Origin of the sequence: Pseudoduganella flava, from assembly GCF_007830495.1 — a bacterium.
In the GTDB taxonomy this organism is placed as follows: domain Bacteria; phylum Pseudomonadota; class Gammaproteobacteria; order Burkholderiales; family Burkholderiaceae_D; genus Rugamonas; species Rugamonas flava.
In genome coordinates this window covers 123,253-143,927 of the sequence record NZ_VLKW01000013.1, presented here as the reverse complement: position 1 = coordinate 143,927, position 20,675 = coordinate 123,253, and the positions used below count along the sequence as shown (strand labels likewise).

Here is a 20,675-nt window from a genome sequence, read left to right as displayed (position 1 = left end):
TGATTGATTTAAACGATTTATACAAAATACTTAGGAATGACCATGAAAGTTTTCTACGACAAAGACGCCGACCTCTCCCTGATCAAGGGTAAAAACGTTGCCATCATCGGCTATGGCTCGCAAGGCCACGCGCACGCGCAGAACCTGACGGAATCGGGCGTGAACGTCACCGTCGGCCTGCGCAAGGGCGGCGCGTCGTGGCAGAAGGTCGAACAGGCCGGCCTGAAGGTCGCGGAAGTCAACGACGCCGTGAAGAACGCCGATGTCGTCATGATCCTGCTGCCGGACGAGAACATCGCCCAGGTCTACAACGAGAACGTCGCACCGAACATCAAGCAAGGCGCCGTGCTGGCGTTCGCGCACGGCTTCAACGTCCACTACGGCCAGGTGGTGCCGCGCGCCGACCTCGACGTGATCATGGTCGCGCCGAAAGCTCCGGGCCACACCGTGCGCAACACGTACAAGCAGGGTGGCGGCGTGCCGCACCTGATCGCCGTGCACCAGGATAAATCGGGCATCGCCCGCGACATCGCGCTGTCCTACGCTTCGGCGAACGGCGGCGGCAAGGCCGGCATCATCGAAACGAACTTCCGCGAAGAGACCGAGACCGACCTGTTCGGCGAACAGGCCGTGCTGTGCGGCGGTACCGTGGAACTGATCAAGGCCGGCTTCGAGACGCTGGTCGAAGCGGGCTACGCGCCGGAGATGGCGTACTTCGAGTGCCTGCACGAGCTGAAGCTGATCGTCGACCTGATCTACGAAGGCGGCATCGCCAACATGAACTACTCGATCTCGAACAACGCCGAATACGGCGAGTACGTGACGGGCCCGCGCGTCGTCACCAAAGAGACGAAGGAAGCGATGCGCCAGTGCCTGAAGGACATCCAGACGGGCGAATACGCCAAGTCGTTCATCCTGGAAAACAAGGCCGGCGCCCCGACCCTGATCTCGCGCCGCCGCCTGACGGCCGAGCACCAGATCGAAGAGGTGGGTGCGAAACTGCGTGCGATGATGCCGTGGATCGCGAAAAACAAGCTGGTCGACCAATCCAAGAACTGAAGTCCCTTGTAGCCTCTCGGCGGCCCTGATGGGCCGCTTTTTTTTCGTCCGTATCGCCGAGTTGGTCGCAAAACAACGACCGGGACTGTCCCTGGTTGCGATTTCGCGGCTGAGCTGGTCGTAAAACGACACCGGGGACTGTCCCCCGGTTTGAAAAACAACGTCGTGCCGCGCGACGAACCGTGCGCGGCACGTTCTGCATTGCTCAGCTAGAATGCTCTGTTGCCGTTAGGTTAATTCACGTGCCCGAGGTCCCATGCGTATTCGTACCCGCCTGCTGCTGCTGATCCTGTCGATCCTGCTGCCGGCACTCGTCGTCGCGTCCGTCGCCGTATGGTATGTCTACCAGGAGCAGCGCAAGGCCGAGGTGGCAGGGGTGAAGGAAGCCGTGCGCGCGCTGTCGCTGCTGGCCGACCGTGAGGTGTTGGCGATGGAGGCAGTGCTGCGTACGCTCGGCGCGGCCGGCTCGCTGCAGCGCGGCGACTTGCGCGCTTTCTACGATCACGCGCGCCGGGTGGCGCCGCCGGAGCATTCGACGATCGTCATCATGGACCTGGAAGGCAGGCAGCTCCTCAACAGCCGTCAGCCGTTCGGTCACCCGCTGCCGCGTGGCGCGTCGAACCTGATGGCACTGCGCGCGGCCCGCGGCGCCGCCGGCACCGTCGTCTCGGACCTGTTCATGGCGCCGGTGGGCAAGCGCTACGACGTCGCGGTGCAGGTCCCCGTCGCCATCGGCGGCAAGCTCCGTTACTACTTGGCGATGGGCACGGCGGCCGAACGCATGGTGCCGCTGCTGGTGCAGCAAGGCTTGCCGGCCGAATGGACGGCCACGATCACCGACCGCGACGGCCGCGTGATCGCGCGCAGCCGCGACGCCGCGAAGTACATCGGCCTGACCGTGCGCAGCGCGCTGCGCGCGCGCATCCGTTCCGGCGAGCGTGAAGGCGTGCACCAGGGTGTGACGCTGGCGGGAGTGCCGACGATGGCGTTCTTCAGCCGCGCGCCGACGTCCGACTGGACCGTGATCCTCAGCGTGCCGCTGGAGGAAATGCGCCGCCCGGCGATCTATGCGGCGGCGGGCTTCTCGATCATGGTGGTGCTGATGGCCGCGCTGTCGGTGGCTGGTGCCCGCTGGTACGCGCAGCGCACCGCCGTGCCGATCGAACGGCTGCGCCAGTCGGCCGAGGCGCTGGGGCGGGGTGAGGCGGTCGCCGCGTTCGCGTCCGGCATGGCGGAGGCGGACGCCGTCAGCCTCGCGCTGGCCGATGCCAGCGCCGAGATCCGCAACAACAAGGCGGACCTGGAACGCAAGGTGGCCGAAGCGGTGGCCGCCGCCGAACGGGCCCAGCGCGCGCTGCTGCAAGGCCAGAAGCTGGAGGCGCTGGGCCGGCTGACGGCGGGGATCGCGCATGACTTCAACAACATCCTGCAAACGCTGTCCGGCGCGCTGCAGCTGATCCCGCTGACGCAGGACCGCGCCCGCGTGCAGGCGCTGGCCGAGACATGCCAGCGCGCGATCGCCCGCGCCACCAAGTTGACGGGGCAGATGCGCGCGTTCGGCACCGTGCAGGATGCGCGCCTGGCGACGGTGGACCCGGCGCGGGCCGTGCGCAACACGCTGGCCATGCTGAAGAGCGCCGTGCCGGGCAACGTGGAGCTGGCGGTGGACCTGCCGGACGCCCTGTGGCCCGTCACCGTCGACCCGCTGCAGATGGAGCTGGCGCTGCTGAACCTCGTGATCAATGCGCGCGACGCGATGCCGCGCGGCGGCAAGGTGAGCATCGTGCTGCGCAATACGGCGCACGACGACGGCGCGCATGGGCTGCCGCCGGGCGACTACCTGTGCATCGCCGTGACCGATACGGGCACCGGCATGAGCCCGGAAACGCTGGCGCGCGCGCTCGAGCCGTTCTTCACGACCAAGGCGATGGACAAGGGCACGGGCCTGGGCCTGCCGCAGGCCTACGGCTTCGCCACGCAGTCGAACGGCACGCTGGTGCTGGACAGCGCGCCCGGCGCCGGCACGACGGTGACGATCTGGCTGCCCCGTGCCGACGGTGCCGCGGCGGTGGGCGACGATATGCCTCCGGCCGCGGCGCCGGACATGACGGCGGCGGCCGGCCTGGTGCTGTTCGTCGAGGACGACCCGCTGGTGCGCGAGACGATGCTGGCCGCGCTGGCCACCGCCGGCTTCGAGGTACAGGCCGCGGCCAGCGGCGAGGAAGCGCTGGCCGTGCTGGAATCGGGCGCGCCGGTGCGGCAGGTGTTCTCCGACATCGTCATGCCCGGCACAATCGGCGGCGTGGAGCTCGCGCGCATCGTGCTCAATCGCTATCCGGACGTGCGCATCGTGCTGGCCACCGGCTATACGGACAGCCGCGTCAACCTGCCCGGCGTGCGGCTGCTGGCCAAGCCTTACGATATCGCGGAGCTGTTCCAGGCGTTGCGGCAGGGCTGACAGCTCCCCGCCGCACTGAGGCTTACTTGCCGGCCGGGCGCAGCACCTCGGTCAGCACGCGCCCTTCGGCACCGGCCGGCGGACGGATGTTCAGCAGCGTGGCCAGGGTCGGTGCGATGTCGACGACTTCCGCATAGGTCGCGTGGCTGCCTGGCGTGATCCAGCGCTTGCCCATCATCAGCAGCGGCACATTGGTGTCGTACGCATACGGCGTGCCGTGCGTGGCGCCGCTCGTGCCGGAACCGAACGACCAGTAGGCGCGCGGCACGACGACGAGGTCGCCGGATTCGTAACGGTGCCACGCGCGGCGCATCAGCAGGTCCAGCCGCGTGCCCGTGCCGCCCGCTTCCTCGAAGCGCGTGCGCGTGTAGACATCGGCGATGCCGGTCTGCGCGAGCAGCCAGTTGCGCGCCGCCTGTTCGACGTCGGCCCGTTTCACGCCCGCCTTGTCGAGTGCCTGCTGGTCGAAGTACACGTTCGGCAGCGAGGCGTTGGCGATCGGCTTGACGCCCTTGAACGCCGCCGCCAAGTGCTGTTCCAGTCCGGCGATGAGCTGCTTGCCGTCGACGCGGCCCGCGTCGACCCGCTGCTGTTGCGAGAACTCGGCGCTGTTGGCGAAGCCATGGTCGGCGGTCAGGACGATCAGCCAGTTATCAAACCCGACGCGCTTGTCCAGGTACGTGAAGAAGCCGGCCAGCATGCGGTCCAGCCGCTGCAGGTGATCGTGCGACATGCGGCTTTCCGGGCCATAGCGGTGGTTCACGTAGTCGTGCGCGGACAGGCTCACGCCCAGCAGGTCCGGCACGCCGGCCGGATTCGCGCCCAGCTGTTCGCCTTCGATCGCGGCGCGGGCGAAGTCCAGGGTCAGCTCGTCCACGTAAGGGCCTTCCTTCAGGCGCTTGTAATAGCCGGCGTCCGGCTGGCCGCTCTCGCTGTAGTAGGAGAGGGCGAACAGCGGGCCTTCCGCATCCATCGCATAGGCGCTGTCGGCCAGCATCGGTCGCCACGTCTTGCCGTAATAGCGGTCCTGCGGCTTGCCCGCGTTGTAGCGCTGCACCCAGGCCGGATGCTGCTGCATGTACCACGTGCTGCTGGCGAAGTTGCCGCTGCCTTCCATGTACATGTACGCCGTGCCGTTCTTCCCGGCCAGCAGGATCGCGCCGCGGTCCTTGCCGGAGATCGCGACCACCTTGGCGCGGTTGCCCGTCGCGTAGCGCAGCTGGTCGCCCAGTGTGTCGACCTTCAGCCGGGCCGGCGACGTGCCGTCGTGCGGGCCGGTCGCTTCGCCGATGTACTGGTGGGCGCGGTCCTCGGTGCAGTAGATCTCTTCGCCGGTGGCGCGGTCGATCCAGTTGTTGGCGACGATGCCGTGCTGGTACGGGTAGGCGCCGGTCAGGATCGCCGTGTGGCCGACGGCCGTGACGGTGGTGCCGTGCGCCTGGTGCGCATCGGCGAACCAGGCGCCCTGTTCGAGCAGGCGGCGGAAGCCGCCCTGGCCGAACTGGGCGCGATAGCGCACCAGCTGTTCCTGCGGCAGGCCGTCGACGGCCATCACGACGACGAGTTTCGGCGCAGGTGCCTGGGCGGCGGGTTGCGGGGCGGCCGGCGTGCGGGCGGGGGCGGCGGTGGCGCAGCAGCTTGCTGCCAGCGCCAGCGGAAGGAGGATCGTTGTTCTCATAGTGGTCTTGGGTTGAGGTTACGGCAGCTTGCCATCTTCGCATAGTCGCATGTCGCCCTGATGACAGCGGCTGTTACAAACGTTCACCAACTGTTGCCGGCGCAGCGTACAGGATCGGTTAAATTGCGCACACTGATCAACCAAGGAGCATTCCATGACCCTGACAAGAACCGTGGCGGCCGTCGCGCTGGCGCTGGCCGTCGGCGCAGCCCAGGCGCAGGCCCAGCTGCCGACCACCGGCACCACCGTCATCATTCCCGCGTATGGCGAAGTGAAGGCGCCGAACGACCTGGCCACCGCCACGCTGGCGATCGAGGAACAGGACAAGGACAAGGCCGCCGCCGCATCGCGCGTCAACCAGAAGATGAAGCAGGGCCTCGACATCATCAAGCGCGAGGACCCGGGCGCCGAACTGAAGACGATGGGTTACTACACCTATCCCGTCTACCCGGAAGACCGGCCGCCCGTGCCGCTGGCCGGCAACAAGCCGCGCCTGCCGACCGCCTGGCGCGTGGGCCAGTACGTCGAAGTGAAGACGAAGAACCTGACGGGCCTGCCGAAAACGGTGGCCGCGGCGCAGAAGGTGCTGACGCTGAACTCGATCAACTTCGGCCTGTCGCCGGCCGCGACGAAGAAGCTGGACGACCAGCGCATCGCCGCCACCTACAAGAACCTGAACGAGCGGATCGCCGCCGTCGCCGGCGCGATGGGCCGGCCGCTGTCGGACGCCGTACTCGACACGGTGGACTTCGAAGGCTCGGGCAACTACGCCGGCGGGCGCGAGAACGCGGTGGCGGCCGCGCCGATGATGATGCGCGCAGCCAAGGCCGACATGGCCGAGGTAGCCGAACCGTCGTTCGAACCGGGCGAGACGACCTTGGAGATGCGCCTCGTCGGCAAGGTGCGCTTCCGCTGAGCGCTCGGTGCCCGCCTGTGCCGCACCCCGGCGACGATTCGGCACAGGCGCGCTGCGTGCTCCTCTATAATAGGGGCCTCCGGCCGGGCATCATGCCCGGCCGGAGCAGAACAATAACGCAGCGTACGCACAACAGCACATGGCAAAATTTCCCCGTCGCCGGCCCAAGAACGGTACCACTCCCATCGCCAAGGCGCCACGGCGCACGCCGTTCGCCAGATTCGCCCGCAAGAAGGCCGAGCGCACCGGCGAGCCGCGGCCCCGTTCGCGCGGCATCTACCTGCTGCCGAACGCGTTCACCACCGGGGCGCTGTTCTGCGGCTTTTACGCGATCGTGATGGCGATGAACCAGCGCTTCGAGCATGCGGCCTGGGCGATCTTCGTGGCGATGCTGCTGGACGGCCTGGATGGCCGCGTGGCCCGGCTGACCAATACCCAAAGCGAATTCGGTGCGCAGTACGACAGCCTGTCGGACATGGTGTCGTTCGGCGCCGCGCCCGCGCTCGTCATCTACGAATGGTCGCTGCGCGGCCTGGGCAAGCTGGGCTGGATTGCCGCCTTCGTGTATTGCGCCGGCGCCGCGCTGCGGCTGGCCCGCTTCAACACCAATATCGCCGTCGTCGACAAGCGCTACTTCCAGGGCATGCCCAGCCCGTCGGCCGCCGCGCTGGTCGCGGGCCTCGTGCTGATGATGGTCGACCTGGACGTCAAGGGCACCGATATGCCGTGGTTCTCGTGGGGTATCGCGCTGTTCGCCGGCCTGACGATGGTCACCAACGTGCCGTTCTACAGCTTCAAGGACGTCAATTTCAGGAAGTCCGTACCGTTCATCACCGTGTTCCTGATCGCGCTGGCGTTCGCGCTCGTGTCGCTGGATCCGCCGAAGGTGATGTTCCCGCTGTTCGTGCTGTATGGCCTGTCCGGCTACCTGGTGTTCTTCGCCCGGCTGGCGAAGGGCAAGCCGGTGTCGATCGTGCAGGTCGACGAGGAACCCGAGGAAGACGAAGGCCGCTGACCTGGTCGGCGGCCACGCAAGACACCAAGGAGTTTATGCATGAGTAACCGCCTGATCATCTTCGACACGACCCTGCGCGACGGCGAGCAATCGCCGGGCGCGTCGATGACGAAGGAAGAAAAAATCCGCATCGCCCGCCAGCTCGAGAAGCTGCGAGTGGACGTCATCGAGGCCGGCTTCGCGGCCGCGTCGCCGGGCGACTTCGAAGCGATCCGAGCGATCGCCGCCACCGTCAAGGATTCCACCATCTGCTCGCTGTCGCGCGCCAACGACCGCGACATCGCGCGTGCCGCCGAGGCGCTCGAACCTGCCGCCCGCAAGCGCATCCACACGTTCATCGCCACGTCGCCGCTGCACATGAAGATGAAGCTGCGGATGGAGCCGGAAATGGTGCTTGAGCAGGCCAGGCTCGCTGTGCGCTTTGCCCGCCAGTTCACGGACGACATCGAGTTCTCGCCGGAAGACGGCAGCCGCTCCGAGGAAGATTTCCTGTGCCGCGTGCTGGAAGGCGTCATTGCCGAAGGGGCGACGACGATCAACTTTCCCGACACCGTGGGCTATGCCGTGCCCGAGCTGTTCGGCGAAACGATCCGCCGGCTGCGCGAGCGCATCCCGAATTCGGACAAGGCCATCTGGTCGGTGCACTGCCATAACGACCTGGGGCTCGCGGTGGCCAACTCGCTGGCCGGCGTGACGATCGGCGGCGCGCGCCAGGTCGAGTGCACGATCAACGGGCTGGGCGAACGGGCCGGCAACACGGCGTTGGAAGAAGTGGTGATGGCGCTGCGCACGCGCGGCGCCTACTTCAACCTCGAATGCGGCATCGACACCACGCAGATCGTGCCGGCGTCGAAGATGGTGTCGCAGATCACGGGCTTCGCCGTGCAGCCGAACAAGGCGGTCGTGGGTGCCAACGCGTTCGCGCATGCATCGGGCATCCACCAGGACGGCATCCTGAAGGCGCGCGAAACGTACGAGATCATGCGCGCCGAGGACGTGGGCTGGACGGCCAACAAGATCGTGCTGGGCAAGCTCTCCGGCCGCAACGCGTTCAAGCAGCGCTTGCAGGAACTGGGCATCGAGCTGGAATCGGAAGCGGAACTGAACGGCGCGTTCGCCCGCTTCAAGGACCTGGCCGACCGCAAGGCCGAGATCTTCGACGAGGACATCATGGCCCTCGTCTCGACCGAGGAGCGCGAAGAGGGCGAACATTACCGCCTCGTGTCGCTGGCGCAGCGGAGCGAAACGGGCGAGCTGCCGCACGCACGCGTCGTGTTCGCGCAGGGCGGCCGCGAAGTCGTCTGCGAAGGCACGGGCGACGGACCGGTCGATGCGATCGTCAACGCGATCGAAAGCGAAGCGAAAAGCGGCGCCGAACTGGTGCTGTTCTCGATCGCCGCGATCAGCCCATCGTCGCAATCGCAGGGCGAGGTGACGATGCGGCTGTCGCAGGCGGGGCGGATCGTCAACGGCGTGGGCGCGGACCCGGATATCGTGGTCGCTTCCGCGAAAGCTTACCTCGCCGCGCTGAACAAGCTGCATGCGAAGGAGCGGGTCAATCCGCAGACGGAGCGGATCTGACGGCAGTGGGACGCCGGCTTTGTTTCAACCCCAAAGCAAACCCTGGGGTCAGACCCGCCGGGTCTGACCCCGGCTTCTGCTGTTGGGTTCAATCGAGCCTGTGGCCTCTCTAAAACCACCCATCCTTCGCCTCCCGCATCGGGTCCGGCCCGGCCATCATCTCACGCACCTTGCCGTCGCGCGAGAAGTGCACGTGCATCATCGAGTCCCATACGCCCGACTGCTTGTAGCGGTAGCTCCACACTTCCAGGTCGCGCAGCGACAGGTACGACGTCTCGGCCGGGTGGCCGAACGTGTGCAGGATCGAGGTCTTGTCGTCCACGCCCAGCTTCACGGTGGCGAATTTCTCGTCCGTCAGCACCTGCTCGTACGAGCGCAGCCTGCCGTCCGGGCCGTAGCGGGCCATCCACGTGAACTGGCCAAACGAGCCGGCGCCGTATTCGTCCACCGTGTCGCCGCCCACCTGGAAGCGGGCGGTGGGGCGGCCGAGGCGGCCTTCGACGGCGGCCATCGGCTCGCCCGGCTGCGGCGGCGGGCCCAGCGCGCAGCCCGCCAACGCGGCGCAGAACATTGCTGGAATGATCAGTTTTTTCATGCAGGACTCCTGTTCGATGAATAATTGTAGTCAGAAGCCGGTACACCACGCGCGTTTTCCGCTATACTTGCGGGCCTGTCCATTACGGGCAGGTTTTTTTATTTAACGTTGTTCACGATGTGCAGGGTCCCGTCACTCCGCGCATCGCATGTGAAAGGTTCATCATGACTGTAGAGAGCATCAACAAAGCCGCGATCATCGCGGACAACGCACGTGGTCAGAACGACACGGGCTCCCCGGAAGTCCAGGTCGCGCTGCTGACCGCACGCATCAACGAACTGAACTCCCACTTCAAGGAGCACACCAAGGATCACCACTCCCGTCGTGGCCTGATCAAGATGGTGAACCGTCGTAAGAGCCTGCTGGCTTACCTGAAGGGTAAGGACGCAACCCGTTACCGCGATCTGATCGCCAAACTGGGTCTGCGTAAGTAATTTTTGCGGTACCGGTTTTAAACCAGATGCCTGCGCCAGTTCGCTGTCGCGGGCATTTTGTCTTTTTGGAATGTTAAATTATTTCCAAGTGGAACCTTGGGGAGATGATGAGCAATAAGGCGGCACGCATCAGCAAGCCGCCTGTGGTGAGGTGAACGACAGCCCCTGAAAATCTGTCGGCAAATAGAAAGGGATTACCCATGTTTAACAAAGTTACGAAAACCTTCCAGTACGGCCAACATACCGTGACCCTGGAAACCGGCGAGATCGCTCGCCAGGCCTCCGGCGCGGTGTTGGTGTCGATGGACGACACCGTCGTGCTGGCAACCGTGGTGGCGCGCAAGGACGCGAAGCCCGGTCAGGATTTCTTCCCGCTGACGGTCGACTACATCGAGAAGACCTACGCAGCCGGCAAGATCCCGGGTGGCTTCTTCAAGCGTGAAGGCCGCCCGTCGGAGAAGGAGACGTTGACGTCCCGCCTGATCGACCGCCCGATCCGCCCGCTGTTCCCGGAAGGTTACATGAACGAAGTGCAGGTCATCGTGCACGTCCTGTCGGTCAATCCTGAGATCGATCCGGACATCCCTTCGATGATCGGCGCTTCCGCCGCGCTGTGCGTGGCCGGCGTGCCGTTCAACGGCCCGATCGGTGCCGCCCGCGTGGGTTACACCAACGGCCAGTACCTGCTGAACCCGACGACGACGCAACTGAAGACGTCCGAGATGGACCTGGTGGTTGCGGGTACCGAAACGGCCGTGCTGATGGTCGAATCGGAAGCGAAGCAGCTGTCCGAGGAAGTGATGCTGGGCGCCGTGGTCTACGGCCATGAGCAGATGCGTGTCGTTATCGACGCGATCCACGCCCTGGTGGAAGAGGGTGGCCAGCCCGAGCAGGAATGGAACCCGCCGGCGAAGAACGAAGCGCTGATCGCCAAGGTCGCGCAGTTCGCCGAAGCGAAGATCAACGAAGCGTACCAGACGAAGAACAAGCAGGCCCGTACCGACAAGCTGCGCGCGATGCAGAGCGAAGTGCTGGCCGACCTGGCCGCGCAAGCCGCTGCCGAAGGCGTGGATGCGCCGGACGCCGTCGAAGTGGGCAACATCCTGTTCGACATGGAAGCCAAGGTCGTCCGTTCGCAGATCCTGAACGGCGAGCCGCGTATCGACGGCCGCGACACCCGCACCGTGCGTCCGATCGCGATCCGCACCTCCGTGCTGCCGCGTACCCACGGCTCCGCGCTGTTCACCCGTGGCGAAACCCAGGCACTGGTCGTCGCGACCTTGGGCACCGCCCGCGATTCGCAGAAGATCGACGCGCTGATGGGCGAGTACACGGACGACTTCATGCTGCACTACAACATGCCGCCGTTCGCCACGGGCGAAACGGGTCGCGTCGGTACGCCGAAGCGCCGCGAAGTGGGCCACGGCCGCCTGGCCAAGCGCGCACTGGTCGCCGCGCTGCCGGCACCGGAAGAGTTCAGCTACTCCGTGCGCCTGGTGTCCGAGATCACCGAGTCGAACGGTTCGTCGTCGATGGCTTCCGTCTGCGGCGGCTGCCTGGCACTGATGGACGCCGGCGTGCCGATGAAGGCACACGTGGCCGGTATCGCGATGGGCCTGATCAAGGAAGGCGGCAAGTTCGCCGTGCTGTCCGACATCCTGGGTGACGAAGACCACCTGGGAGACATGGACTTCAAGGTCGCCGGCACCGCCAACGGCATCACGGCGCTGCAGATGGACATCAAGATCCAGGGCATCACGAAGGAGATCATGCAGGTCGCGCTGGCGCAAGCCAAGGAAGGCCGCGAGCACATCCTGGGCGAGATGCAGAAGGCGATGCCGCACGTGAAGACGGAACTGTCCGACTTCGCACCGCGCCTGATCACCATCAAGATCAACCCCGAGAAGATCCGCGACGTGATCGGCAAGGGCGGCGCCGTGATCCGCGCGCTGACCGAGGAAACCGGCACGCAGATCGACATTTCCGACGAAGGCGTCGTGACGATCGCCTCCGTCGATGCCGCCGCCGGCCAGGAAGCCAAGCGCCGCATCGAAGAGCTGACCGCATCGGTCGAAGTGGGCAAGACCTACGACGGCACCGTGCTCAAGCTCCTGGACTTCGGCGCGATCGTGCAAGTCATGCCGGGCAAGGATGGCCTGCTGCACATCTCGCAGATCGCCAACGAGCGTGTCAACGCCGTCGCCGACTACCTGAAGGAAGGCCAGCAAGTGCGCGTGAAGGTTCTCGAGACCGACGACCGCGGCCGCCTGAAGCTGTCGATGAAGGCTGCTGCCGAGGAAGGCGCTGCCACTGCGCAGTAAGCCTCTCGCTGCAAACTGAAAACCGCCGGTGCGTGAGCCCGGCGGTTTTTTTATGCCTGGATTGATGCCTGTATTTGTGCCTGGGTTAGTCCGGTATACTTGTGGCATCTTCCACCTCCCGCTCCGGTATGGCCTTCAACCTGTTCAAACACCTGTCGCAGGCGCCGACGAATCCGAAGGCGGCGCCCAAGCCGCGCCAGTTCGACGTCGCCGACCTGTATCGCGGTCCGGCCGCTGTCGCGCCCGAAGGTGAGGAGGCCGGGCAGGCGCTGGACGAGAAGCTGCGCCAGGCTTACTTCTGGATCGTCAACAACGCGATCATCAGTCCGCACTACGACATCGAGTACAACGACGGGCCGCACCAGAGCTACCGCGTGGGCGACAGCAAGCGCCTGTTGACGCTGCCGTCGGCGCAAAGCTATTCAAGCTTCGTGCTGCTGCCGCTGTTGACGTTCGCGGCGCGCCGCAAGTGCCTGATCGTCGGCGGGCCGGGACGCGGCAAGACGGCCAGTGCGATCCTGATGGGCGTGCTGTCCGGCGCCTCGGTGAAGGACGTCAAGCGCGGCATGCAGCACGGCCACCCGCAGATGACGATCGCCGACCTGCTGGGCAACCCGCTGCCGGCCGATCTCGTCAACGCGCAAAGCATGGACCAGATCCGCATCGCCTGGCGCGCGTGGCTGGGCATGCGCGTGAAGATCATCGACGAGTACAACCGCATCCCCACCCGCACGCAGAGCGCGCTCCTCACCGTGATGAGCGATAACTACGCCGAAGTGCTGAACCAGATCTACGAATGCCCGGAAGCGGCGTGGTTCCTGACGGCGAACGACGAGCAGGGCGGCGGCACGTACCAGGTCATCGAGGCGCTGCGCGACCGCATCGACGTGGTGGTGCAGGCGCTGGCGTTCAACCCGCGCTTCCTGGGCGACCTGCTGGCGCGCATCGAGGAAAACCTGAAGCCGGAGGAGCTCGTGCCGGCGGAGCTGGTGTTCACGCCGGAACAGCTCGACGCGCTGGGCGACGCGGTGCGGGCCGTCGAGATCCCCGAACCGGTGCGCCGCCGCCTCGAATTCTTCGCCAGCCAGTTCGAGCTGATGGAAACGGCCGGCGGCCAGTTCGAATACATGACGAAGGACACGGCCCGGCTGTCCGGCGTCGATTGGCAGCAGGTCGTCGCGGCCGACGACGGGCGCGACCGGCTGAAGGACCTGGGCTGCCAGACCCGCAACGGGGTCTCGGAGCGCAACCTGATGACGTTGCTGGTGTATGCGAAAGCGCTGGCCTACTTCCGCGGCAATGGCGAAGTGGAACTGGAGGACCTGCGCCAGATCCTGCCGTTCGTCCTGCACGACAAGCTGCAGCCCGATCTCGACGCGCCGTTCTTCGGCCTGCCCGAGCACGCGGCGTTCCGCACCGACCGGCTGGGCTGGCTGCGCCACCTGTTCGACCTGGCATGCGCCGAGTATGACCGGCTCGACCTGGACCGCAACGATCCGGTCGGCGAACTGGCGCGCCAGTTCGCGCAGGGGCTCGACGGCGTCAGCGAACGGGACACCCGCACGCGCCTGGCGAAGATCGAGCGCACCATCGACCAGCTGGTCAAGGGGCGCAAGCTGTATGGCCCCCAGTACGACGACCTGCTGAAGCTGAAGTACCTGCACCAGCGCTACACCAATTACCTGGCGTGGCTGCGTTCGCGCTGACATGGTCTCCGCCGTCCTCGCCGCCGCGCTGGCCGCCGCACGCTCCCAGCTGAACCGCCGCATAGAGATGGCGCGCCATGCCGGCCCCGGGTTCGACGGCGCGACACTGTCCGCGTTCATCGAACAGGCCGTCGACCCGGTGGCGCAGGCGGTCGCGCAATGCGATGCCGCGCGGGTGACCGCGGCCGTGGTGGCGGCGCTGGATACCGCGTTGCTGGTCGGCGCGGCCGATCCGGCGCAGGCGGCCCGTACCGCGCAAGTGTGCGAACTGTGGCGCGTGCTGGCGCAGCCGTGCGGTGCGCTGCTCGCCACCGCGCCGGCGCAGGTGCTGGGCATGCTGACGAATGCCTGGCTGTATGTCGCGGCGCACGGCGGCCGCGGAGCCCAGTGGCGAACCGACATGGCGGCGCTGGCGGCGCAGGCCGGCGACACCCGGCAGCTCGCGGCGCTCGGCCAGCTGCTCGCATGGCGCGCCGGCATGGCGCACCTGCGCGGCGGCGCGCTGGCCGCCGCTGCCGGCTTGCCGGAAGCGCTGGCGCTGGCCGCCGTGGGCTTGCCACCGTCGAGCGACTGGGCCAGCAGCGCCGCGGCCCTGGCGGAGGACCCATGGTGGAACGCGCGCGATGCGGACGTCGCTTGCGGCGCCTTCGCGGGCCTGGGCGGCGCGTTCGCGATGCCGCCCGCATTGCGGCCGTGGGGCGACGGCTTCGTCGTCGATGGCGGCGAGCGCCATCACCTGCTGCTGGCCGACCGGCACGGCGCGGTACTGCTGGGAGCCAGCGCCGCCGAGTACGCGGCAGCGGCGCCTCGGGGCGATCATCCGGAGGTGAAGCTGGAGCGCGGGCAGCTGCGGCTCGGCACGCGCACGATCGCGCTCGACCTGCCGCCCGATGGCTTGCGCATCACGTGCAACCACCATACTGTCGCCGTGACGTCGCCGTACACGCACGCGATCCGCCTGCTGCCGCTGCCATGAGCGAGACGATCCTGCAGGCATGGCGCGCCGCATGGCCGGACGCACTGGCGGCATGGAGCCGCTACACCCGGCTGGGCGAGCCGCTGCTGTGCGCGCACACGATCGAGGCGGCGGCCGAGGGATTGCAGGGCAGCTTCGCGATGATCCGGCTGGCCGACCAGCGCGTCGTGATCGACCTCGAGGCGGTGTGCCGGCACGGCCTGGAGGGCTATGCCACCGAAATCCTCGCGCACGAGATTGGCCACCACGTGCTGGCGCCGGCCAGCGTGACCGATCACCTGCGCCTGCTCGCACGCATCCGCGCCGCATTGCCGACGCTCGAGCGGCACGCGCCGATGATCGCCAACCTGTACACGGACCTGTTCATCAACGACCGGCTGCAACGCCAGGCCGGCCTGCGGATCGCCGACATCTACGCGGTGCTGGCGGCACGCGACGAAGCGTCCGCGAGCGGGCAGGTGTGGCAGCTGTACATGGGCATCTGCGAAGAACTGTGGCAGCGCAAGGGCCAGCTGGGTGCCGGCGCCGATGCCGCCCGGGCGACGGACGCCTGGCTGGGCGCTCGCCTGGTTCGGGTGTACGCGAACGACTGGCTCGACGGCGCCGGCCGCTTCGCCACGTTGCTGCTGCCTTACCTGGTGGACGATAGCCGGGTGCCGCCCGAGCTGCTCGATACGCTGGAGGCCTGCGCCGGCGCGGAGCCCGCTGGCGCGTTGGGCGTCGACCGGGAAGAGCTGCAAGGGGCGCTGCACCCGGTGCACGATCCGCTGATTTCGGGCCTCGACGAAGCGGGCCAGGCGGACGAGCGCCCGCCCTTGCCGGACGTGCCGCAAGGCCAGTGCCGCGAACCGTTCGCGTATGGCGAGATGCTGCGTGCGGCCGGCGTGAAGCTGACGGACGTCGAGATCGCGGTGCGCTACTACCGCGAGCGCGCATTGCCGCATCTGGTGCCGTTCCCCGCGCGGCGCGCGCCGGAAGTCGAAGAACCGCAGCTGGAAGGGCACGAGCCGTGGAACATCGGCGATCCGCTCGACGAGATCGACTGGCTGCACAGTCTCGCGCTGGCGCCGGTGCCGATCCCGGGCGTGACGACGTTCAAGCGCACGTATGGCCGCGAAGCGGGCAGCACGGAGCAGGTGCTGCCGATGGACCTCGACATGTACGTGGACAGTTCCGGTTCGATGCCCAACCCGCGGGTGGCGACGTCGTGGCTGGCGCTGGCCGGCGCCGTGATCGCGCTGTCCGCGCTGCGCGCCGGCGCGTCCGTGCGCGTCACGCTGTGGAGCGGGAAGCACGAGGTGCTGGAGACGGATGGCTTCACGCGCGACGAGCAGTGCATCCTGGCCGTATTGACGGGGTATTTCGGTGGCGGCACGGCGTTCCCCATCCATCGGTTGCGCGATACCTGGTGTGGACCCGGCTTGCGGCCGCGTCCCGGACGGCGCCCCACGCACCTGCTGATGATCTCGGACGAAGGCATCGACACGCTGTTCGCCGCCGACGAGCGCCGCAACAGCGGCTGGGACGTCGCGGCGGCGGCGCTGCGTGCCGCCGGGGCCGGCGGTACGATGGCGCTGAACCTGTCGTCGTGGTTCATCGAGCGGGGCAAGGCGGGCGGCGTGCCTGCCTACGACACGCTGCAGCGCGCCGAGCGCGAGCAGGGTTGGCAGATCAGTGCGATCCAGAAGATGGAAGACTTGCTGGAATTTGCCCGCGTATTCAGCCGCCGCCATTACGCCGACGCGGGGCGGCGCGCATGACGACACGGAAGACGGCGCTGCTGACCATGCCGCACGCCGCGCTGGAAGTGCTGACGCGGCGGCTCGCCGATACGCCGCCCGACTTCGCCGCGCCGCCGCGCATCGGCGTCGAGGGCACGCTGTACGTGGCGGCGCTCGTGAACGACGTGGCCGGAGGGCTCGGCACCAGGCTGTCCGTCGACGCGCTGCAACGCCTGGCGGCGGACGGCAATGCGGAATACCTGGCGGTCGTCGCGCTGCTGGCCTGGCTGCTGGCTGACGACTGCTTCGCTGCCGCGCAGCCGGAGCAGGCGCGCCTGCTGACGCTGATCGGACCGACTGCCCTCGAACTGGCGGCCGCAACCCGCGCGCGCCAGTTTGCCGCGGACCCCGAGCGGCGCGAGGAACTCGTGCGCATGACCCTGGCCACGCTCGGTTGGCGCCCGGCGGGCGAGACCGCCGAGCAGGCGGCGGACCGGCTGGCGGCCATCAGCGGCATCGAACGGCGCCGGCTGCTCGAAGCAAGCCGCGCGGCGGAACAACGGGCCCGCGCGATCCGGGAAGCGCTGGCGCGGCAGGCCGCCGAGGAAGCGGCGGACAAATGGTCGCGCGAATGAGCGATAGCGGGGCAACGGACGCGGAGCGCTACCCCACGCTGACCGACGCGGGGCGGCACATGCTGGCGTTCATGCGCGAACACCCGGCGGCGCCGCTGTATCGCAACCGCAGCGGCAACCGCCTGCTGGCCGAAGAAGTCGAACTGGCGCGGCGCTTCGAAGAGGTCATCCCTGCGCAGCCGTTCGCATGGCGGGCCGGCGTCGAACCGCCGTGGCTGGCGGCGTTCGTCGCCGATACGTTGCGGCGCGTGCCTTACTACCGTGCCCTCGGCGCGCCGCCCGCCACGCTCGGCGCGCTGCCGATCGTCGCGCGCGCCGACCTGGCACAGGACGTGACGCGCTTCGTGCCGGACGACGTCGACGTGACGCGCCTGCTCAACTTCCGCACCACGGGCACGACCGGGCACCCGCTGCAGGTGCCGTCGCTGCCGCTGGTGGCCGCACGCTACCTGGCCTACCACAAGCGGGCACTGGCCCGCTTTGGCGTCACGCTGCGTCATGGTGCGGGGCAGGTGGGCGTGATCCTGCTCGGCTGCCAGCGGCGCTGCTTCACTTATGTGTCGGTGACGCCGACGATGGGCGAATCGGGCCTGGCGAAACTGAACCTGCACCCCGGCGACTGGCGCGACCCGGCCGACCGCGCGCGCTACCTCGACGCGATGGCGCCGGAAGTGATCTCGGGCGACCCGATCTCGTTCGCCGAGCTGCTGCGCCTGCCGATGACGTGGCGGCCGAAGGCGCTGCTGTCGGTGTCGATGCAACTGCTGCCGGGGTTGCGGCAGGCGCTGGCGGAACGGTTCGGCTGTCCCGTGCTGGACATCTATTCGATGAACGAGGTGGGACCGGTGGCCGTGCATGACGAGCGGTGCGACGGCCACCTGCTGCTGCAGCCGGAGCTTTACGTCGAGATCCTGGACGGTGCCGGCAGGCCGGTGGCGCCGGGCGCGCGCGGCGAGGTCGTCGTCACCGGCGGATTCAATACCTGCCTGCCGTTGCTGCGCTACCGCACCGGCGATTACGCGGCGCTTGCCGATACGCCGGATGGGCCGGTGCTGCGGGCATTGTCCGGCCGCGCGCCGGTGCGCTACCGGTGCGCCGACGGCAGCTGGGTGAACAATATCGATGTGACGCATGCGCTGCAGGCGCTGCCCCTGGCGCACTTCGCCGTCCACCAGGCCCGCGATGGCGCCGTGACGGTACGGCTCGATGCGCACGGCCAGCCGTGGTCGCAGGCAGCGCGCACCGCATTGCAAGCGCTGCTCGGTCCCGTGCCGCTGCGCGTCGCATTGCTGAAGGAGGAAGACAAGGTGGTGCAATACACGTCCGACCTGGCGGAGGCGCTCGGGTGATGCCGGCGTTTCGAACCGGCCTCGTGGTGGGCAAGTTCTGCCCGCTGCACCTGGGGCACGAGCTCGTGATCGGCCACGCGGCACGGCAATGCGCCGAGCTGATTGTGATCAGCTATACGAAGCCCGAGTTCGACGGCTGCGCGCCGGCGCGGCGCGAACGCTGGCTGCGCAGCCGGTTCCCCGCGGCGACCGTGCTGGTGCTGGACGACGCGCGCCTCGCGGAGCAGTGCGCAGCGCGCAGCCTGCCGCTGCGCCGGCTGCCCGGCAACGACGCGCCGGACGACGTGCATCGCACTTTTGTCGCATGGCTGTGCACCGCGCTGCTGGGACGCACCGTGGACGCCGTCTTCACCAGCGAGGATTACGGCGACGGCTTCGCCGCCACGCTGGCGCGCTGCTTCGGCCATCCGGTGCGCCACGTCTGCGTGGACCGCGCGCGCAGCGCGGTGCCGGTGTCGGGGACGGCGGTGCGCGCCGACGTGCATCGCCACCGCGCGCAGCTGGCACCGGTGGTGTATGCGGACTTCGTGCGGCGCGCGTGCTTCCTCGGCGGCGAGTCGAGCGGCAAGTCGACGATGGCCGAGGCGCTGGCAGGTGCGCTCGGCAGCGCGTGGGTGCCGGAGTTCGGCCGCACGTGGTGGGAGCAGTGCGACGGCCGGCTGGTATACGACGACATGCTGCACATCGCGCGCCGCCAGGTCGACGCCGAGGAGCGCCTTGCTGCCGACGGGTGTGCCTGGCTCAGTTGCGACACGTCGCCATTGACGACGCTGTTCTACAGCCTCGACCTGTTCGGCCGCGCGGACCCCGAACTCGTCCGGCTTGCGGAACGCCCTTATGACGCGGTCTTCCTGTGCGCGCCGGACTTCCCGTTCGTGCAGGACGGCACGCGGCGCGAACCCCCGTTCCGGCTGAAGCAGCATGCGTGGTACGAACGCGCGCTGGCCGAGCGCCATATCCCTTATGTCATCCTGGAAGGCGCGTTGCCGCAGCGCGTTGATCGCGCGCGCGAGGCGCTGGGCCTTCCTCCCTACCTCAAGGAGCAACCATGAGCAAAGCCCTCCGCCTCTCCGAAAAATGGTTCCAGCGCGGCCTGTGGCTCGTCGCGCTGCTGTTCGCCGGCTTCCTGATCGGGCTGGGCGGCAAGGTCGTCGACAACCTGAACCTCGTCGAAGCCCCGCTGCAGCTGCAGCAGTTCACGGACCGCCAGCAGTACGGCGCGGCCGAGCTGGCGCTGAAGGAGGCGGAAGGCACGCGCGAGGAAGCCCAGGCGGCGCTCGATCAGGCGCGCCAGAAGCACAAGGTGGCCGAGGCGAACAGCCGCACGGCGCGCGAGACGTTCGACAACTGGCTCGCTACCCGCCAGGCGACGATGCGCCCGGAGCAGGACCCTGAACTGATCGCCCGCACGCGCCAGCTCGATGCGCTGAAGGCCGAGGAGCGCAAGGCGCTGGCGGCCGTGCAGGCGCAGGAACAGCGGCAACTGGATGCGACGCAGGCCCGCGACCGTGCCAGTGCGCGCATCCTGGCGCTGGAGAGCGAGGCGCAGGGCCGCTACATCAGGGCGATGCAGCTGCGCGAACTACGCGTGTTCGGCTACCGCCTGGCATTGACGCTGCCGTTGCTGCTGGTCGCCGGCTGGCTGTGGAAGACGCATCGCAAGAGCACGTGGTGGCCATTCGTCTGGGGCTTCATCTTCTTCGCGCTGTTCGCGTTCTTCGTCGAACTGGTGCCCTACCTGCCCAGCTACGGCGGCTACGTGCGCTACGTGGTGGGCATCCTGTTGACGGTGGTGGTGGGACGGCAAGCGATCCTCGGGCTGCAGCGCTACCTGGAACGGCAGAAAGCCGCCGAAGCGCTGCCGGACACGGAGCGCCGCGAGAACCTGGGCTACGACACGGCGCTGGCGCGGATGGGCAAGGGCGTGTGCCCCGGCTGCGAGCGGCAGGTGGACCTGAAGGACCCGAAGATGGACTTCTGCCCGCACTGCGGCATCGGCCTGTTCAACCACTGCACCGCCTGCAACGCCCGCAAGAACGCCTTCACGCGCTTCTGCTACAGCTGCGGCACCCCGGCCGCCACCAAGCCATAACGACGCAAACGCGCAACAAAAAGCGTTGCCAAAATTTGGGGACTGTCCCTCGATCCAGGAAATATTTCCTGAATCGAGGGACAGTCCCCAATCAGTTGAAAACGCAATCAGCAGGGCAGGCGCACGCGCATTCCACCAA

General features: G+C 67.6%; 16 protein-coding genes. 14 read left to right on the top strand and 2 right to left on the bottom strand.

Annotation, left to right across the window (positions count from 1 at the left end; translation table 11 throughout):
* Nucleotides 1-42 precede the first annotated feature (42 nt).
* Complete coding sequence (ilvC, locus tag IP92_RS26365; RefSeq protein ID WP_145880941.1) at nucleotides 43-1,059, top strand: ketol-acid reductoisomerase; 1,017 nt, start codon at nucleotides 43-45, stop codon at nucleotides 1,057-1,059.
* Nucleotides 1,060-1,315: 256 nt separating this feature from the next.
* On the top strand, nucleotides 1,316-3,517 hold the full coding sequence (locus IP92_RS26360) for an ATP-binding protein (RefSeq protein WP_145880939.1): 2,202 nt from the start codon (nucleotides 1,316-1,318) through the stop codon (nucleotides 3,515-3,517).
* A gap of 22 nt (nucleotides 3,518-3,539) precedes the next feature.
* Here IP92_RS26360 and IP92_RS26355 read toward each other — a convergent pair whose 3' ends face one another.
* Nucleotides 3,540-5,195: an alkaline phosphatase family protein gene (locus tag IP92_RS26355; protein ID WP_145880937.1), complete on the bottom strand. Its 1,656-nt coding sequence runs from the start codon at nucleotides 5,193-5,195 to the stop codon at nucleotides 3,540-3,542.
* A gap of 154 nt (nucleotides 5,196-5,349) precedes the next feature.
* Between IP92_RS26355 and IP92_RS26350 the strand changes: the two genes are divergently transcribed.
* From IP92_RS26350 to IP92_RS26340, 3 genes are all read left to right on the top strand, one after another.
* Complete coding sequence (locus IP92_RS26350) at nucleotides 5,350-6,111, top strand: SIMPL domain-containing protein (protein ID WP_145880935.1); 762 nt, start codon at nucleotides 5,350-5,352, stop codon at nucleotides 6,109-6,111.
* Nucleotides 6,112-6,250: 139 nt separating this feature from the next.
* A complete protein-coding gene (gene pssA, locus IP92_RS26345; protein WP_145880933.1) occupies nucleotides 6,251-7,126 on the top strand; it encodes a CDP-diacylglycerol--serine O-phosphatidyltransferase in 876 nt (291 codons plus the stop codon).
* Between the two features lie 39 nt (nucleotides 7,127-7,165).
* Complete coding sequence (locus IP92_RS26340; protein ID WP_145880931.1) at nucleotides 7,166-8,707, top strand: 2-isopropylmalate synthase; 1,542 nt, start codon at nucleotides 7,166-7,168, stop codon at nucleotides 8,705-8,707.
* A gap of 109 nt (nucleotides 8,708-8,816) precedes the next feature.
* Here the strand turns inward: IP92_RS26340 and IP92_RS26335 are convergent, their stop codons facing one another.
* A complete protein-coding gene (locus IP92_RS26335; RefSeq protein WP_145880929.1) occupies nucleotides 8,817-9,302 on the bottom strand; it encodes a hypothetical protein in 486 nt (161 codons plus the stop codon).
* A gap of 164 nt (nucleotides 9,303-9,466) precedes the next feature.
* On the opposite strand from IP92_RS26335, the gene rpsO reads away from it, so the two are divergent.
* From rpsO to IP92_RS30295, 9 genes are all read left to right on the top strand, one after another.
* The gene (gene rpsO, locus IP92_RS26330; RefSeq protein WP_145880927.1) at nucleotides 9,467-9,736 is read left to right on the top strand and encodes a 30S ribosomal protein S15; all 270 of its coding nucleotides are present in this window, start codon (nucleotides 9,467-9,469) and stop codon (nucleotides 9,734-9,736) included.
* Between the two features lie 200 nt (nucleotides 9,737-9,936).
* Complete coding sequence (gene pnp, locus IP92_RS26325) at nucleotides 9,937-12,057, top strand: polyribonucleotide nucleotidyltransferase (protein ID WP_145880925.1); 2,121 nt, start codon at nucleotides 9,937-9,939, stop codon at nucleotides 12,055-12,057.
* 128 nt (nucleotides 12,058-12,185) lie between these two features.
* Complete coding sequence (locus IP92_RS26320; protein ID WP_145880923.1) at nucleotides 12,186-13,763, top strand: AAA family ATPase; 1,578 nt, start codon at nucleotides 12,186-12,188, stop codon at nucleotides 13,761-13,763.
* A 1-nt stretch (nucleotide 13,764) separates the two neighbouring features.
* Nucleotides 13,765-14,739, top strand: coding sequence for a hypothetical protein (locus tag IP92_RS30025; protein WP_158206697.1), 975 nt, complete (start codon nucleotides 13,765-13,767; stop codon nucleotides 14,737-14,739).
* Complete coding sequence (locus tag IP92_RS26310; protein ID WP_145880921.1) at nucleotides 14,736-16,499, top strand: vWA domain-containing protein; 1,764 nt, start codon at nucleotides 14,736-14,738, stop codon at nucleotides 16,497-16,499. Before IP92_RS30025 ends, IP92_RS26310 begins: the two co-directional genes overlap by 4 nt.
* Nucleotides 16,496-17,095 (top strand): hypothetical protein, encoded by a 600-nt coding sequence (locus IP92_RS26305; RefSeq protein ID WP_229418981.1) that lies wholly within the window; start codon nucleotides 16,496-16,498, stop codon nucleotides 17,093-17,095. The genes IP92_RS26310 and IP92_RS26305 overlap by 4 nt, the downstream gene beginning before the upstream one ends.
* A complete protein-coding gene (locus IP92_RS26300) occupies nucleotides 17,092-18,444 on the top strand; it encodes an AMP-binding protein (protein WP_145880919.1) in 1,353 nt (450 codons plus the stop codon). Before IP92_RS26305 ends, IP92_RS26300 begins: the two co-directional genes overlap by 4 nt.
* Nucleotides 18,444-19,496, top strand: a complete 1,053-nt coding sequence (locus tag IP92_RS30300; RefSeq protein WP_199271912.1) for an AAA family ATPase — start codon at nucleotides 18,444-18,446, stop codon at nucleotides 19,494-19,496. The genes IP92_RS26300 and IP92_RS30300 overlap by 1 nt, the downstream gene beginning before the upstream one ends.
* Nucleotides 19,493-20,536: a serine endopeptidase gene (locus IP92_RS30295; RefSeq protein ID WP_199271911.1), complete on the top strand. Its 1,044-nt coding sequence runs from the start codon at nucleotides 19,493-19,495 to the stop codon at nucleotides 20,534-20,536. Before IP92_RS30300 ends, IP92_RS30295 begins: the two co-directional genes overlap by 4 nt.
* Nucleotides 20,537-20,675 lie beyond the last annotated feature (139 nt).

What these genes read in the sequence shown, in the direction of transcription:
- IP92_RS26300 (WP_145880919.1), top strand. Translation starts at nt 17,092, where the DNA reads ATGAGCGATAGCGGGGCAACGGACGCGGAGCGCTACCCCACGCTGACC.
- IP92_RS30295 (WP_199271911.1), top strand. Translation starts at nt 19,493, where the DNA reads ATGAGCAAAGCCCTCCGCCTCTCCGAAAAATGGTTCCAGCGCGGCCTG.
- IP92_RS26360 (WP_145880939.1), top strand. Translation starts at nt 1,316, where the DNA reads ATGCGTATTCGTACCCGCCTGCTGCTGCTGATCCTGTCGATCCTGCTG.
- IP92_RS30025 (WP_158206697.1), top strand. Translation starts at nt 13,765, where the DNA reads ATGGTCTCCGCCGTCCTCGCCGCCGCGCTGGCCGCCGCACGCTCCCAG.
- IP92_RS26310 (WP_145880921.1), top strand. Translation starts at nt 14,736, where the DNA reads ATGAGCGAGACGATCCTGCAGGCATGGCGCGCCGCATGGCCGGACGCA.
- pnp (WP_145880925.1), top strand. Translation starts at nt 9,937, where the DNA reads ATGTTTAACAAAGTTACGAAAACCTTCCAGTACGGCCAACATACCGTG.
- IP92_RS26355 (WP_145880937.1), bottom strand. Translation starts at nt 5,195, where the DNA reads ATGAGAACAACGATCCTCCTTCCGCTGGCGCTGGCAGCAAGCTGCTGC.
- IP92_RS26305 (WP_229418981.1), top strand. Translation starts at nt 16,496, where the DNA reads ATGACGACACGGAAGACGGCGCTGCTGACCATGCCGCACGCCGCGCTG.
- IP92_RS30300 (WP_199271912.1), top strand. Translation starts at nt 18,444, where the DNA reads ATGCCGGCGTTTCGAACCGGCCTCGTGGTGGGCAAGTTCTGCCCGCTG.
- ilvC (WP_145880941.1), top strand. Translation starts at nt 43, where the DNA reads ATGAAAGTTTTCTACGACAAAGACGCCGACCTCTCCCTGATCAAGGGT.
- IP92_RS26335 (WP_145880929.1), bottom strand. Translation starts at nt 9,302, where the DNA reads ATGAAAAAACTGATCATTCCAGCAATGTTCTGCGCCGCGTTGGCGGGC.
- rpsO (WP_145880927.1), top strand. Translation starts at nt 9,467, where the DNA reads ATGACTGTAGAGAGCATCAACAAAGCCGCGATCATCGCGGACAACGCA.
- IP92_RS26320 (WP_145880923.1), top strand. Translation starts at nt 12,186, where the DNA reads ATGGCCTTCAACCTGTTCAAACACCTGTCGCAGGCGCCGACGAATCCG.
- IP92_RS26340 (WP_145880931.1), top strand. Translation starts at nt 7,166, where the DNA reads ATGAGTAACCGCCTGATCATCTTCGACACGACCCTGCGCGACGGCGAG.
- pssA (WP_145880933.1), top strand. Translation starts at nt 6,251, where the DNA reads ATGGCAAAATTTCCCCGTCGCCGGCCCAAGAACGGTACCACTCCCATC.
- IP92_RS26350 (WP_145880935.1), top strand. Translation starts at nt 5,350, where the DNA reads ATGACCCTGACAAGAACCGTGGCGGCCGTCGCGCTGGCGCTGGCCGTC.